Source organism: Blautia sp. AM47-4, from assembly GCF_003479865.1.
In the GTDB taxonomy this organism is placed as follows: domain Bacteria; phylum Bacillota; class Clostridia; order Lachnospirales; family Lachnospiraceae; genus Fusicatenibacter; species Fusicatenibacter saccharivorans.
On sequence record NZ_QUHY01000019.1, the window covers coordinates 60079 to 75201 of the forward strand.

Annotated in this window: 11 protein-coding genes, 3 tRNA genes, 1 rRNA gene and 1 pseudogene; 4 read left to right on the forward strand and 12 right to left on the reverse strand. The window is 44.3% G+C overall.

Going from position 1 to position 15123, the window contains the following annotated elements:
* Positions 1–16 precede the first annotated feature (16 nt).
* The 8 genes and pseudogenes from DW965_RS12900 to DW965_RS21460 all read right to left on the reverse strand — a co-directional run.
* A complete protein-coding gene (locus DW965_RS12900) occupies positions 17–1639 on the reverse strand; it encodes an extracellular solute-binding protein (RefSeq protein WP_117761935.1) in 1623 nt (540 codons plus the stop codon).
* Positions 1640–1660: 21 nt separating this feature from the next.
* A complete protein-coding gene (locus tag DW965_RS12905) occupies positions 1661–2560 on the reverse strand; it encodes a carbohydrate ABC transporter permease (protein WP_022461726.1) in 900 nt (299 codons plus the stop codon).
* A gap of 11 nt (positions 2561–2571) precedes the next feature.
* On the reverse strand, positions 2572–3528 hold the full coding sequence (locus DW965_RS12910) for an ABC transporter permease (protein ID WP_117761974.1): 957 nt from the start codon (positions 3526–3528) through the stop codon (positions 2572–2574).
* 283 nt (positions 3529–3811) lie between these two features.
* The gene (locus DW965_RS12915; RefSeq protein WP_158582855.1) at positions 3812–5086 is read right to left on the reverse strand and encodes a sensor histidine kinase; all 1275 of its coding nucleotides are present in this window, start codon (positions 5084–5086) and stop codon (positions 3812–3814) included.
* 14 nt (positions 5087–5100) lie between these two features.
* Entirely contained in the window at positions 5101–5523 is a 423-nt protein-coding gene (locus DW965_RS12920) for a hypothetical protein (protein WP_119198459.1), read from the reverse strand.
* Positions 5501–6997 carry a response regulator transcription factor gene (locus DW965_RS12925; protein ID WP_117761933.1) on the reverse strand — a complete coding sequence of 499 codons (1497 nt, stop codon included), beginning with the start codon at positions 6995–6997 and terminating at the stop codon, positions 5501–5503. Before DW965_RS12925 ends, DW965_RS12920 begins: the two co-directional genes overlap by 23 nt.
* Before the next feature lie 66 nt (positions 6998–7063).
* Positions 7064–7333 carry an alpha-glucosidase C-terminal domain-containing protein gene (locus tag DW965_RS22600; RefSeq protein WP_442857789.1) on the reverse strand — a complete coding sequence of 90 codons (270 nt, stop codon included), beginning with the start codon at positions 7331–7333 and terminating at the stop codon, positions 7064–7066.
* A gap of 21 nt (positions 7334–7354) precedes the next feature.
* A pseudogene (locus tag DW965_RS21460) lies at positions 7355–8694 on the reverse strand (alpha-glucosidase); the annotation flags it as partial.
* A 101-nt stretch (positions 8695–8795) separates the two neighbouring features.
* Between DW965_RS21460 and DW965_RS12935 the strand changes: the two are divergent.
* From DW965_RS12935 to DW965_RS12945, 3 genes are all read left to right on the forward strand, one after another.
* Positions 8796–9758 carry an AraC family transcriptional regulator gene (locus DW965_RS12935; RefSeq protein WP_117761932.1) on the forward strand — a complete coding sequence of 321 codons (963 nt, stop codon included), beginning with the start codon at positions 8796–8798 and terminating at the stop codon, positions 9756–9758.
* A gap of 150 nt (positions 9759–9908) precedes the next feature.
* Positions 9909–9980: transfer RNA gene (locus DW965_RS12940), tRNA-Glu, on the forward strand.
* A 3-nt stretch (positions 9981–9983) separates the two neighbouring features.
* A tRNA-Cys gene (locus DW965_RS12945) sits at positions 9984–10055 on the forward strand.
* 110 nt (positions 10056–10165) lie between these two features.
* On the opposite strand, the gene DW965_RS12950 is transcribed toward DW965_RS12945, so the two are convergent.
* Positions 10166–11050 (reverse strand): SH3 domain-containing protein, encoded by an 885-nt coding sequence (locus DW965_RS12950; protein WP_117761931.1) that lies wholly within the window; start codon positions 11048–11050, stop codon positions 10166–10168.
* Positions 11051–11247: 197 nt separating this feature from the next.
* Positions 11248–13443 (reverse strand): alpha-galactosidase, encoded by a 2196-nt coding sequence (locus DW965_RS12955; RefSeq protein ID WP_117761930.1) that lies wholly within the window; start codon positions 13441–13443, stop codon positions 11248–11250.
* 245 nt (positions 13444–13688) lie between these two features.
* Between DW965_RS12955 and DW965_RS12960 the strand changes: the two genes are divergently transcribed.
* The gene (locus DW965_RS12960) at positions 13689–14546 is read left to right on the forward strand and encodes an AraC family transcriptional regulator (protein ID WP_117761929.1); all 858 of its coding nucleotides are present in this window, start codon (positions 13689–13691) and stop codon (positions 14544–14546) included.
* A 158-nt stretch (positions 14547–14704) separates the two neighbouring features.
* Here the strand turns inward: DW965_RS12960 and DW965_RS12965 are convergent.
* Both DW965_RS12965 and DW965_RS12970 read right to left on the reverse strand, forming a co-directional pair.
* Positions 14705–14776 (reverse strand) — tRNA-Asn (locus tag DW965_RS12965).
* A gap of 178 nt (positions 14777–14954) precedes the next feature.
* Positions 14955–15123, reverse strand: a 23S ribosomal RNA gene (locus DW965_RS12970); the annotation flags it as partial.

Consider the following 15123-nt stretch of genomic DNA (forward strand, 5'->3'; position numbering starts at 1 on the left):
TTTATTTTACTTTAGCTTACTCATTCCAGAGTTTCATACGCTCCTGATAATTCTGTGTGATAACTTTTTCTACATCTTCCAGTCCTGCGTCATTCATTTCGGAAATCATCTTGTCGTACTCTTCCATTGCCGCATCGTGGCTGTCTGCATTCACAATCTTCGGATATTCCTGATCGTAGATATCCTGGATTTTCTGCCATTTCAAGCCATCCGGAGTGCTTCCTGCCGGGGCAAGGCCTGTAAACTCTGCGGTATCCCATCTGTCGTTCTCACCAAAGTGATTCATAGCCACCTGCCGGGTCTCTTTTACTTTATACTGTGATACATCGTATGGAGTTCCGTCTGTACCATTTCCGTTCTTTACAAACCAAGTCCATTTGCGGACGCCGGTATCCAGTTTTGTTTTGTCAAAATCCGTCTGGAATCCTTCAATCAGATCATCGTTCGGAACGTGTTTTCCATCTTCCATATTCCAGTTGGTTCCCTCAATACCCCACATCAGAAGATACTGTCCTTCTTCGCTTGCAAGGTAGTTGATCATCTTCATGGCTGCTTCCGGATTTTTACAATTCTTGGTGATCGCGATTGCATCCCAGCCAAGTGTACTTCTTCCGCAGTAAGTAGTTTCATCTGCACTGATTCCGTTTCCAAGGATTTTATAGGAATAGAATTTTGCATCTTCTCCTACAGAAGAAGCAAGTGCTGTATTTGCTGCATCGGTATCCCAGTAGGAAGCAAAGGTACTGAATACGTTACCTGCAGACAGTTTCTGCGTCCACTGATTTTTCTTGTTGACAACCCACTCTTTGTCCAGAAGGCCTTCGGTATACAGTTCATTGGCAAAGGACATCATCTCTTTGAAGTTTGGTGCTTTGGCAACATGTTCCAGATTGTCCCCATCCTGATAATATGTTTTCAGACCATACATTCCTTTTAATGTTCCATCGTAGTTTTTGGATTCTGCATCAAAGGTAATGGCAATACTCTCTTTTCCGTCAATGGTCGGATGAAGTTCTTTGAATTTCTTGCAAATGTCAATATACTCTTCCTGTGTAAATGGCTCATCGCTGTCTGCGCGGTCTTTTCCAACGATTTCGCACAGATAATCATAGCGCATCAGAACACCGGCTACCGGATCCGGATCTTCTCCGTACCAGTTATTCAGATAGTAATTCTTTCCATCGGTATAACGACTCTTGTTTAAGGTTTCCCCGTACATCTCTTTTACATCCGGACCGTACTCATCGATCAGATCATTCAACGGAAGCAGTGCGCCTGCCTCAATGTAACGGTTTACAATATCATTTCCACGATCCATCAGGACGATATCCGGGTAATTCTGACCGGTCAGCATCAGGTTCAATTTTTCCAGCGGATCTCCGGTTGGATTTTCTACCTGAATTTTGACACCTGTTTTTTCCTCAATTGCTTTTGCAACTGGATCATCAAAGGTATTGCTTCCGGAGTTTTTGTCAAAGATAGAAATCGTAACTCCGTCTGTTGATACCTCGCCCGATGCAGATGATGCACTGCCGGATGCAGTACTTGATGATGTACTGCCATTTGATCCGCATCCTGCAAGCATTCCCGCTGCCATCAGGACACTCATCGCCATTGCGATACTTTTTTTGAACTTCATTTTCTTTTCCTCCTTCTATCATCAGCTCTTTACAGATCCGAGCATGATTCCTTTAACAAAATATTTCTGAATAAACGGATAAACCATGATAATCGGAATGGTCGCAATCATCGTAGCAGCCATTCGAATGCTGTCCGGCGTAATGGTCTGTGACGCCTGATTTGCCGCCTGGTTCGCTGATGAAGTCTGATACTGATTCAGAATTTCAACCAAAATGGACTGCATTGTTTTTAAAGACTGTGCATTCGTAAACAAATATGCATCGAACCAAGAATTCCAATGGGTAATTGCAACAAACAGTGCAATGGTCATAATAATCGGCTTGGACAATGGAATTACCATTTTAAAGAAAACTGTCAGATCGTTTGCTCCGTCAATTTTCGCCGATTCAAAAATCTCTGCCGGCATTCCCTCTATATAATTCTTTACCAGAATCATATTATAAACACTTACCAGGTTCGGGAAAATAAATACAATGAAATTATTCAGCATTCCAAGGCTCTTTAATACCATATAATACGGAACCATTCCGCCGCCAAAATACATGGTGAAGATAAAGAACAGGTTCAGCTGTTTCCGGAACAGCAGCTCTTTTCTGGAAAGCACATAGGCAAGTGCTGTCGTGACAAGGACCGCCAGCGGTGTACCAATTGCAGTACGAAGTACAGTGATCAGAATGCCATGCAAAAATGTGGCACGTCCCAGAATATCTTTATAACTTGCCAGACTCAGTTTTCTCGGCAGAAAGTAGAGCCCGCCGCGCAGTGCATCGGTTGCATCGTTAATGGATACCACAAAAATGTTCCAGAACGGATACACACAGATCACAGTAACTAACACCAGAAAAACCACTTTGAAAATATCAAGAAACCAGTCACTGGCACAACGTTTTCTTTTGATTTTAATTGCTTTTTCTCTCATTTTCCTTCCTCCTAAAACAGTGCCGTATTATCATCACTGAATTTCTTCGAAAGTGCATTTGCACTGATGACCAGAATGAAGGAGACTGCGGATTTAAAGAATCCTACTGCAGTACCGTAAGAATACATTCCGTTTTTCAGACCATAGCGGTATGCATACGTATCAAGTACATCAGAATAATTTAAAATAGCATCATTAGACATCAACAGCTGCTGCTCATATCCTGTATTCAGAACACCTCCGATTGCCAGAATCAGAAGAATCATAATGGTCGGCTTTAATGCCGGAAGTGTGATATGCAGAATCTTCTGCATTCTCGTCGCACCATCCACATCCGCTGCTTCATACATATCCTGGCTGATGCCGGAGATTGCCGCCATATAGATAATCGCATTGTATCCAAGTACCTTCCACGCATTTGCGATCGCGATGATCCACCAGAAATATGGTCCTTTCTGGAAAAACAGAATCGACTCATCGGTTAATCCGAGGAATTTTAACAGATTGTTGATGACGCCGTCTGAAGAAAGGAATGTAAGGAAAATGTTTGCCGCAATAACCCAGGAAATAAAATAGGGAATATAAGATGCGGTCTGTACAAATTTCTTTGCCTTCTGGTTTCGAACTTCATTCAGGCAAAGCGCCAGAATGATTGGCAGCGGGAATGAGAATAACAGTGTCAGTAAGCTGGTTGCCAGTGTGTTTCTCATGATTTTTGTGAAATCTGTGGAAAAGAAATACTTGAACCAGTCAAGACCGACAAACTGCGAATTCACCATATCCGCAAAATAGCCGCTACCCTGCGGCGTGTAGTTGATGAAGGACATATACAGTCCTGTCATTGGTGCATAGCAGATCAGAATGACCCATACCAACGATGGAAGCAGCAGTAAAAACAGATATTTCTGTTTCCAGAACCGTTCCGCGAGGCTTTTTTTGTGCTTTGCATGCACGTTTTCTTTTTTCATGCCTTCTCCTTCTTTCTTCTTTTTGTTCATCTTGTACACTCTTGCTGTCTATGTTTCCATTCTAATGGATAGTCTGTCCTGCAACAATCTCACTTTTTTATGATTTCTATCTCGATTTAACGGAGTTTTATAATTCTCTTTTTTATTCTGTTGTTTTCTTACGATTTCTGTCAATATCTAACGAAACAGAAACCGGCTGACGGGCAAAATCACCTTTATCAGCCGGTTTCTGTTTCCTCTTCTATGCAAACAATACGAAGTTATTTCTGCTTTGTTTGATTTTTTATTCGTTTACTGGAATTCTGACAGAAACTGTCGTTCCATATCCTTCCTGGCTTTCTATTCGGACACCATAATCCTCTCCATAAGCCAGACGAACCCTGTTTGCAACATTTCTCAGTCCATATCCTTCCTCTAAGCGCCGCAGAGAACTTCGCAGTTTAATCAGTTTTTCCGCCTCGATTCCACATCCATCATCTGTCACCTGGAATACCACATCCCTTTCTTCTTTTTGAATTCTGACCGCAATGTGGAGAACTTCTTCCTCTTTTCTCGCATGGTGAATGGCATTTTCAACCAGCGGCTGCAGAAGAAGTTTAATGGTTCGATATGTCAGTACTTCTCTTGCAATCTCATACTCCACCTGTACGCTGTCCCGAAAACGCATCTGCTGGATTTTCAGATAGCTCTGCAGCAGTTCCACTTCTTCCTGGATGGAAAGCACCTGTTTTCCCTTATTCAGGGAAATCCGGTAGAAGCTGGACAAATTTTTGACCGCCTGCATCGTCTGTTTTCCACCTTCCCGCATCGCCAGTGCTGAAATAACCGCAAGTGCATTGTAAAGAAAGTGCGGATTGATCTGTTCCTGCAGCAGATTCAGTTCGCTCGTCTGAATCCGGATTTTCTTTTCGTAATTTTCCCGAATTAGCTCCTGAATCTGATCACTGAGCTGATTAAACGCCAGCCCGATCTGTCCGATCTCATCTTCTCCCATATTTTCCAGACGGTAATCAAATTCTCCCTGTCCCATCCGTTTTGCTGCATACACCACTTTCTGCACCCGCATGGAAATCCATCTTGTGTAACAGATAATGCAGAGAAATACCATAGCCGCGCTGCAGAGGATCAGGAACAGCATCCTTCTTGAAACAGCTTTTGCGTCTTTTAAAACCGTCTCCTTATCCGAAATCACAAGAATTTTTGTTCCGAAAACTCCGCTCTGGATATTTCCGATTTTTGAAATGCCGTCACGCTCAAACTCAATCTGCGCTTTCTGCTCCAGATCCTCTTCCGGCATTCTGGTCCGGATCGGAAGGCCTGCCATTTCCGGTTCGGAAGCAGCCAGAATATATCCTTTTTGATCCACCAGATAAATTTCATCGGTGGAATTTATTGTTTCGAGGAGGGGCTGTATCTGCTGATTTTCAATCTGTAACGACAGTACGCCCTTCATCCCGCCCTGTGGATAAAAATTCATCAGACGATTCATATGAAATGCTTTTCCGTCTCCAGATGTCCCACAGAATACCGTTTCCCCTATCGCATCAAATGTCAGCACACATTCCCTCCGATCTAGATCCTGCATGGAATAAAATAATAATTATCCTGCGGAAGCGTTTCATTGTTGCTGTAAAAACAGATTTTGTAAATTCCTGCATTCATCAGACAGATTTCGCTGAGCTTCTTATCAATATAGTAAAACATATCTTCATAAGAATCGTTGCTGTAATCCTGAAACAAATATCCGCTCAGCATCTGATCCACATACAGCACATCCAGAATTGTTTCGTAAGGCTCGACCATCGTAGAAAAATTTTTTTCAATTCGTTCTGCTTCCTGTTCTGCACTCTGATATGCTTCAGTAAGAAGCACATTCCTTGTTTTTCCATAACTGTACCAGGTAACACACAGCATTGGAATCAGTGCCAGTACCAGATAGCCGATCACCAGTTTAAACTGAAAACTCCGATTTTTATACCATTTTACGATATTCATTTGGTGTCACTCCAAATCTTTTCTGAAAAACAACGCCAAAGTAAGAAACATTTTCATATCCAACCGCCAGACTCACTTCCCGTACTTTATTTTTCTTATTCTTTAACAGTTCCGCCGCCCTCTGCAGACGCATTTCCGTATTGTATTCCAAAATCGTTTTTCCTGTTGCCTCTTTAAACAGGCTCCTCAGATAATTCGGAGACAAACCAACCTCCGCGGCCAGCTTCTCGATATCTGCGCTTTCCGAGCAGTGCTCCTGAAGATATGTTTTTACCTGATAAACGGCATAGTAATTTGGATTTTGATTCTGTTCTTCAAAAAATGCCAACATCCGTTCCAGATACTGCTTCATCTTTTCCCGCATCTGATAACTGTTGTTTGCTTCAAAAATTTCATTTTCTCTCAAAATTTTTTCTGCTTCCATCCAGTTTTCCAGCAGTTCATCGCTCAAAACAAGACGGTTCCATAGATACATATAGAGATTGTAAACTTCTCCCGCAAATGTTTTCGGCGCAAGCCCCTTTAGCTGTTGAAAATAATCTTTCATGGTCTGCAGCGTTTCCTGCTTTTTCCCGTTGCTGACCAGACGACAGATTTCTTCTCTCCGCTCCTTCTGTTCCCGGAAATGATATGCTTTTTCCTCTTCCGTTTCTTTTTCATCTGCACAGAAAAGTTCCGGTGGATCCATATGAAATGCCAGAACACAACAGTTCCGAAGTTTTTCCGCCTTTTCGTACAGGCAGTCAGCTGTCCATGCTCCACTGCACCATCCAACGGCTCTCGGTGCGTCTTCTTTCAAATCATTCCAGATCTGAAATGCCGTATCTTTCACCGACAGATACCCCGCCAGCAGCAGCATACTGATCCGTTCCGTTTTGCTGATGTAACGGATGCCCTTGTATTTTTCCTGAATTTGGCTACAGATGTTTTCTTCCGTTTTTCCATAAACCGCTATGATTCCAAACCTGCACTCTTCCAGTTCTTCTCCAAATACACCACGGAAATTTTTCCGTAAAAGCTCTGTTTCCTGTTTTTCCCGCAAAGCCATTTCCAGCAACTGCTTCGCCGCCGTTTTCCGCGACCAGTCTGCTATCTCTCTTTTCTCCAGTTCACTTCTCACTTTTTTCAGACATGCTTCTACTTCTTCAATCGTAAATGGCTTTAAAAGGTAATCCACGGCATTCACCTGAAAAGCGGAATGGATATAGGAAAAATCATCATATCCTGTCAGAAAAACAATTTTGCATGGATATCCCCGGCGTACGATCGTCTCTGCCAGTTCAATTCCACTCATTCCTGGCATCTGAATATCCGTAATCACAATATCTGCCATATTTTCTTCCAGGCACTCCAGTGCCCTTCTGCCATTGCGCGCGGTAAATACTCTGGAAATCCCGTTCTTTTTCCAGTCAATATAATCCCGCAATGTCTCCAGTTCAATTTCTTCATCTTCTACAAGAAGAACGCGATACATTTTCTCCCTCCTGTTTCCAGTTGCTCCTGCAGTTTTCTTCTCCTGCTGCTTTTCATTTCTGTCTTTTTACTGCAGAAGTTCAATCATATACGCCTCATACGGCTGTAACTTCCACACTTCTTTTGTGAGGCTTTCTGTATCATTATGAATCAGAACCGTTCCTTTTGTCAAATCATATCGGGCTTTCATCTCTGCCGCGGTATCCCGGAAATTGCAGAGCACAATCAGCTTTTTCTCTCCCAGATTTCTCTCATAAGCAAAAATATCCGGATTTTCTTCCTCAATCAGACGGAAATCCCCATAAACAAGAGTGTCATTTTTCCTACGCAGCGCAATTAGTTTTTGATAGAAATAGAAGAGGGAATCCGGATTTTTTCTGCTGTTTTCCACATTGATCTCCTCGTAATTCTGATTTTCCGCCATCCACGGTGTTCCCGCTGTAAATCCGGCGTGTTTTTCCGCATTCCACTGCATTGGCGTCCGCGCATGGTCCCGGCTGTTCCGTGCAAGATAGGTACGAATTTTTTCTTCCTCCCAGCCTTCTTTTTTACGGTCTTCGGCAAAATTTACAGACTCGATATCCTGATAGTCCTCGATCCGAAGCCCTGACACATTTGTCATACCGATTTCTTCCCCCTGGTAAATATAAGGAGTTCCTTTCATCCCATGGAGAAGGACAGCCAACATTTTTGCTGATTTTTCCCGATACGGTTCCCTGTCATTTCCAAAGCGCGATACGACACGCGGAAAATCATGGTTCCCCAGAACAGGCTGTTCCATCCTTTTTCTTCCAGTCCCGTCTGCCATTTTTCAAAGAGCTGCTTCAGTTGCGGCAGCGTATACGGTTTCGGATCCCAGTTTCCACTTCGGATGCCGTCGATTCCCATCAGTTCAAACTGAAAAATCATACTGAGCTCCTGGCTTTCCGGATCAGAATACTGCTGTGCCATTTCTACCGTAGCACCTCCGGTTTCCCCCACTGTCAGGATCTGTTCTGATTTTCCATACGTATTCTGATTCATTTCCATTAAGTATGTATGAATCTGCTCCGAATGAGTATCATTTCCTCCATGTCCATCTTTTACAATATTGTCAATTGCATCCAGCCGGAAACCACGGATCCCTTTATCCATCCAGAACTGGATCATCCGGTACAGCTCTTTCCGAAGCGACGGATTTTTCCAGTTCAGATCCGGCTGCATTACACTGAAACTGTGATAATAATATTCCTGAACCTCCGGCACCCATTCCCAGGTGCTTCCTCCAAAGAATGCTCCGCCGCCTTCTGGCGGCTGCTCCTTCGTTCCTTCCTTCCAGATGTAAAAATCATGGTATTTACTGTTTCGATCCTTTCTGGCTTCCAGGAACCATGGGTGCAGATGGGAACTATGATTTAAAACAAGATCCATCATGACCACAATTTCCCGCTTTTCACAGGCTGCGATCAGTTCTTCCAGCTCTTCCATTGTGCCCGCTTCTTCCATTACTTTATAATAGTCACTGACATCATATCCATTGTCGTAATTAGGAGAATCGTTAAAAGGCGAAAGCCAGATGGCTCCAACACCAAGCTCCTGCAGATAGTCCAGCTTCTGCAGAATCCCTCCAAAATCGCCGATGCCGTCTCCGTTGCTGTCACAGAAGCTTCTGGTGTAAATCTGATATACGGTTAAGCTATGCCACCACTCTCTTTTCATTTTCTGTCCTCTCTTTCTTTTTTCCTATAAGAGCAGTATAATGATATTATCTTATATTTTCTAACCTGATTTTCGTATTTAATGAAAGGATTTTGACTTTTATGAAAAAAGAACGTTCAAAAGAGCTCTTTTCTCCTGAATCTTGTTCCCCTGTTCTTTCTGGCGGAATCCGGGATTTTACCGTGCATGGAACCGAACCTGTTCCGCTCCATATCTATCATCAGGATTATGCGCATGGCGGGCTCTCTGTTCCTTTTCACTGGCATAAAGAATTAGAATGGATCTGGGTTGAAAAAGGTACTCTCACTCTGACACTGAAAACTGAAACCCGGACAATTTCCGAAGGTACTTTTCTTTTCATCAACAGTCACGAACTGCATCAGCTCTGCAGCATTGGAACTACCCCTTCGATTCACCATGCCCTTGTATTTCTTCCAGAAATTCTCTCATGTGCCTATCTGGATTCCTGTGAAGCAGACTGGATTCGTCCGCTGCTCTCTCATCAACTGCTTCTTCCGGCTTTTCCATTGGAAGAGCTTTCTGCTGCTGAAGCCTCCTCTCAGACACAGAAAACATTTGTACTGACATTATCTGAGCTTTTCCAGGAAATCCTGTATGCATACGATACCAAACCCATCGGCTGGTTTCTTCTGATCAAAAGTGACATGTATCGGATTCTTGCACTTCTGGCGCAATACCAGCTTTTTCTTCATCCGGAACCCCTCTGCACTCGTAAAAAAGAAAGATCTGATCAGTGTAAAAAACTCTTACGTTATATTCAGGATAACTATGATTCCAAAATCCGTCTTTCAGATCTTGCTGCTATACTCAATATGAATCCACAATATTTTTGTCGTTTCTTCAAAACGCACTTTCACACAACGCCTATTTCCTATATCAACCAGTACCGCGTAACCCAAGCCGCAGATCTTCTTACCGGCAGCTCGCTTTCTATCTTGGAAATTGCTCTGCATACCGGATTTGAAAGCCCCAGCTATTTTGCCAGCATTTTCCGCCGGACTTTTGGTATGTCACCGGAAGAATATCGAAAAGCCATGCCCTGACCCGGCAAATTTTTTCCTTCTGAATGCACGACAACACAAATCTCAAAAATTTTTGATTTTTTTTCAAAAAACACTTGCCAAACTCGTTTTCTTATGATAATATACTACTTGTCGCTGAGCAAAAATCACGGCAGACAAATCAAAAACTTCGGCTCCGTGGTCAAGCGGTTAAGACATCGCCCTTTCACGGCGGTAACACGGGTTCGATTCCCGTCGGAGTCATATGGCGTCGTAGCCAAGTGGTAAGGCAATGGTCTGCAACACCAGTATCCACCGGTTCAAATCCGGTCGACGCCTCTTCTTTCCCGGAAACAGATAGTTTCTGGGATTTTTCTTTTTCAAAATTATTTCAAAAAAGCTACCGGTTCTGTTTGCTTCGGCAGCTTTTTTGAAAATATCATTCTTTTTTAATTTTCTTTTTCTTTCACATAGTCTTCGTACACATACGCCGTTTTTCCCTCATACGAAATCTTGTACCATCCGTTCTCTTTTCCGAGCATTTCCACTTCTTCCCCTGTCGTCAGAGCTCCGATAACCTGGCTTGTGCTGACGTTGGGTTCTGTACGTACATTGACCGGTGAGATACAGGTGACGGTTTTCTTACCCTTCTGCTTTTTCACGCCATCCGAATTATTTTCTGCTTCCAGCGCTCTTTTCTGCTCCTGGCAGGCCGTCTGAAATGTTTCTGTCAGCAGCTCATTGTCCGGGAACTGCAGAGACTCCAGTATTTCCGGCACGATTTGCTGTGTATCGTTGCTGCCGTTTCCTTTTTTCCATATAATCTGATACCCTTCATTCTCCGTTTTCACTCCGCAGAAAAATGCGGTCGGAATCTGCAGGGAATTTTTTACCTGGAAACGATAAAAGGAACTCTCTTTACTTTTTCCTTCGTTAACTGTTTTCGCTACAAAATCACTGATGCTGTTTTCCCCGGTTATTTCATTTTGATCGATTAATTTTTCAGCACTCTCTTCGTCCTCCGGGAAATCCATAAGTATCACTTTTGCCATTCCTTCCCGATACGATATCTCAAGACTTTCCCCATCTTCCGATATGAAACTGCATTGAATTTTTTCATCTCTCATTACATTCCAGCCTTCTGGAAGTGTGATTATAATATTCTGGTATGTAGAAAGAAACTCTTTTTCACCATCTTCTGACTCATCCTGGACACTGGATGCTCTTTCGGAGACAACCGATGGATTCTCCTTTTCCACCTGCTGATTTCCACATCCCATTACCACAATAGTTGTCATCAGAAGAACAGCTAAACAGTTTTTTTTGTTTCTCATGTACAATTTCCTTTCTTGACAGTTCCCTCTTTATTTTCTGTCAGAAAATTTCTTTTGCTTATTGTATCATAACTATTTTTGCACTGTAAAGAGTACGTTCCTTCCCTCCTGCTTTGATTTTCTTTATGCAAAAAAATCTCCAACCAGATTGAGGTTCCCTTCCTCTCAAATCCAGTTGAAGATTTTTCTTATCTTTTTTATTTTACTTCTGTAAATTCGACCCGGATACTCTCATACTCTCCCAGCACCTGCTGCAGCGTCAGTCCCGCACGGTTCCAAGTACGGCCGGAGCGGATTTCTCCATCCAGACTGCAGCGGTACAGCTTATCCTCTGCAAGACCGCACACTTTCGTGTGAACCGGAAGCGGATTTCCTTCTGCATCCGTCTTTACCAGTGTAAGCAGTGCGCGGCTCTGATCTTTTGCCACGAACTCCCATGCCATGAAATCCTGCTTTTTCAGCCCGGTCAGACGGTAATACAGGCCTTCGTGCGTCAGATCGTAATATGTATGCATTGCAGCAACCTGCTCTTTTACCATCTCTTTCTCTTCATCCGAAATCTTGTTCAGGTCCATCTCATAGCCGAAGCTTCCTGCAAGAGCTACATCACCTCTTGTCTTGAATGGAGTTACGCGGCCGGTCTGATGGTTCGGGCATACCGAAACGTGGGATCCAACCGTGCTGATAGGATAGAAGAAGGAACTTCCATACTGAATCGACAGACGGTTGATCGCGTCCGTGTTATCACTGCACCAGATCTGCGGGGAATAATACATCATACCGGCATCAAATCTTCCGCCGCCTCCGCTGCATCCCTCAAGCAGCAGATCCGGGCACGCGGCAAGGAAACGCTCGAGCAGATCATAAACACCGAGCACATAGCGGTGATACAGCTCTCCGTTTCGGCTCTGTGCTGCCACATGGCTGTAAACATCGCAGACACTGCGGTTCATATCCCATTTGACATAATCAATTTCTGCATCGTGGACGATGGTCGTCAAACGCTCCAGCAGATACTCCCGCACATCGTCACGCGTCATATCCAGTACAAGCTGATTTCTTCCATGGTTTGGCACACGTCCCGGAACTGCAAATGCCCAGTCCGGATGTGCACGGTAGAGATCACTGTCCTCGGAAATCATCTCCGGCTCGAACCAGAGACCGAATTTCATGCCCATCTTGTGGATTTTTTCTGCAAGCTGTGCCATGGAACCGTTCATCTTCTTCTCGTTGACAAACCAGTCGCCAAGGCCGCTGTTGTCATCATCTCGTTTTCCGAACCAGCCATCATCAAGCACCAGCATTTCGATGCCGAGTTTCTGCGCCTGCTCTGCGATTTTCAGAATTTTCTCTTCATTGAAATCAAAATACGTTGCCTCCCAGTTGTTGATCAGGATCGGACGTTCGGCATGTTTATACGCACCGCGGCAGATATGCTCGCGGATGATCTCATGATACTGCTGTGACAGTTTGGTAAGGCCGCTTCCGGAGTAGCTCAGGATCACCTGCGGGGTATCGAACACTTTTCCTTTTTCCAGGTGGAAACAGAAGTTTGCCGGGTGAATACCCATCTGGAAACGGGTCTGGTTTTTCTGATCCTTCTGTGCCGCTGCAACAAAGTTTCCGCTGTAAACAAGGCATGCGCCGATGCAGGAACCGTGTGTCTCGTCAGCCCCCTCCTCGCAGAGGATTACGGCCGAATTGTAATGATGGCTCGACGTGCCGCGGATGCTGCCGATCTCGACTTTTGCGCGCTGCACCGGAATCCGCTCTGCCGTACGCTCCATCGCATGACGGCCGGAGAAATAGATCATCTCATAATTTTCATACATCAGATCCATGCTGAAAGACAGCATTTTTTCCAGCTCGATTGCCGTCTCTCCGTGGTTTTCCAGTCTTGCCGCTCTCGTAATCACGTTTTCGTTTTCAAATACTCCGTAGAACAATTTCAGTACAACACCGGAAGCTTTCTCTTTCATCGTGATGACAAGCGTTTCTCCTTTTTCTTCCTCTGTATCGTACAGTGCCGGCATACCCGGAACCGCATAGGAATGATCGAGGATTTCATAAGAATCGAAACGGAAATCTGCCGCACAGCTTCCATCCACCTGACGAATCCGAACCATATCATCACGGTAATCGCCGACTCCGCTCGAAGGTACTTCCTGCGGCAGTGTATCCAGAGAATACGTGCGATCGCTTCCGGCTTCCTCCGGATTTCCTGCAAATCCCATATCCGTACAGAAAATCAGACCGGAAAGATTTTCCTCACCGATTTTTTCTCCATAGTAGAGATGCAGAAGCACATTTTTGTCATCTGCGAACATCTGGTAACTGCTGTCTTTTGTCTGGAGGGTAAATAACCGTCCATTTTCACTTACTTTGATTGCCATGGTTTTTTCTCCTTTATCTTATCGCATTTTTTCGGGCTGCTCACACCAAAATCACTTTCTTACATACCCGAACAACAAGTGTTCCGGTGCTGCGTGAACCGTAACGGCTGCTACTCCGGGCTTTTGATCTCCTACAGCTGCTTGCAGTATCCTGCAAAACACGATATAATTTTACTGATATTTCGGAATCTCATCCTTTTGTGACATTCCGGCTTTTCTGATGATTCATTTTGTGAGGTATACTTATGGAAACTTCCTGGACACTTCCTGTCCCAAAGCATAAATTTTCGGATCTTTATCTCTGCTTCTGCGGCTACGAAGCCTGCCAGCCGTTCCACAGCTACGGCCCTGCTGTACGCCCCAATTACGTGATCCACTATATTATTTCCGGGAAAGGCACTTTTACCATCGGAAACCGCACTTACCGCCTAACCGCCGGACAGGGCTTTTTCCTGATGCCAAATGTCCGCACCTACTATGAAGCCGATGCGGATGATCCCTGGACCTATCTCTGGATCGGTTTTGACGGCGAAAAAGCTGCCTCTTATGTACAGGAACTCGGTCTTTCCGAGGAGCACCCTGTCTACCAGTGCAGTTTTTCCGGTGAACTGCAGTCCCTCCTGTTTCAGATGCAGAAGCACAATACCTATGACACCTCTGACCAGTATCTTCTGGAAGGCTGTCTGTACCAGTTTTTCTCAATTCTTTCCCGCGAAATCACGCTTGCCGATCCTTCTGCACGGGAGATCGGCAATCTTTACGTGGAAAAAGCCGTTGAGTTTATCCGAAATAATTATTCCAATGAAATTCTTGTCTCGGATATTGCCAGATATGTATGCATCAACCGGAGTTACCTTTATACCCTGTTTCAGAAATATCTCCATACCTCACCGCAGGACTATCTTTCTTCCTGCCGGATCACGCGTGCGCTTGAGCTTTTATCATATACGGATCTCCCCATCGAAACGGTCGCTTTTTCCTGTGGTTACCGGAATGCCGAAGTTTTTACCAAAGCCTTCCGCCAGAAGCAGGGCATGACGCCAAGCGCCTATCGGAAAAAGTTCCGCCTTGACACGACTCCTGACTCTGCACATGTTCCGTGATCTGTCTGATTTTATTATAACGAAATCTTTCTTCCATGAACAGGAAGAAATGTTATGGAAAACCGTCAAAATGTTAGATGGCGTTTCTTAATGGCTACAGACATCAAAAAAGCGATACAGTTATGATTTCTCATTTCTGTATCGCTTCTTCATCTTAGCTCCCCGAGTTGGGCTCGAACCAACAACCCTTCGGTTAACAGCCGAATGCTCTACCATTGAGCTATCGAGGAATACCTCAGGAATCTTTTCCTGACAATCGTTACTATAACACAATCTTTTTCGAAAAACAAGTATTTTGCGGAAAATAATTACAAAAAGCCACCGGATCTCTCCGATGGCCTTTCTGATATACCTTCAAAACCGCACATACTTTACATCTATCATTCCATTTCTGTGAACACAACCAATTAGGTCAAGCCCTCGACCGATTAGTAACAGTCAGCTCCATGCCTTACGGCACTTCCACCTCTGCCCTATCTACCTCGTCGTCTTCAAGGGGTCTTACTTCTTTCGAATGGGATATCTCATCTTGAGGGGGGCTTCACGCTTAGATGCCTTCAGCGTTTATCCCTTCCCG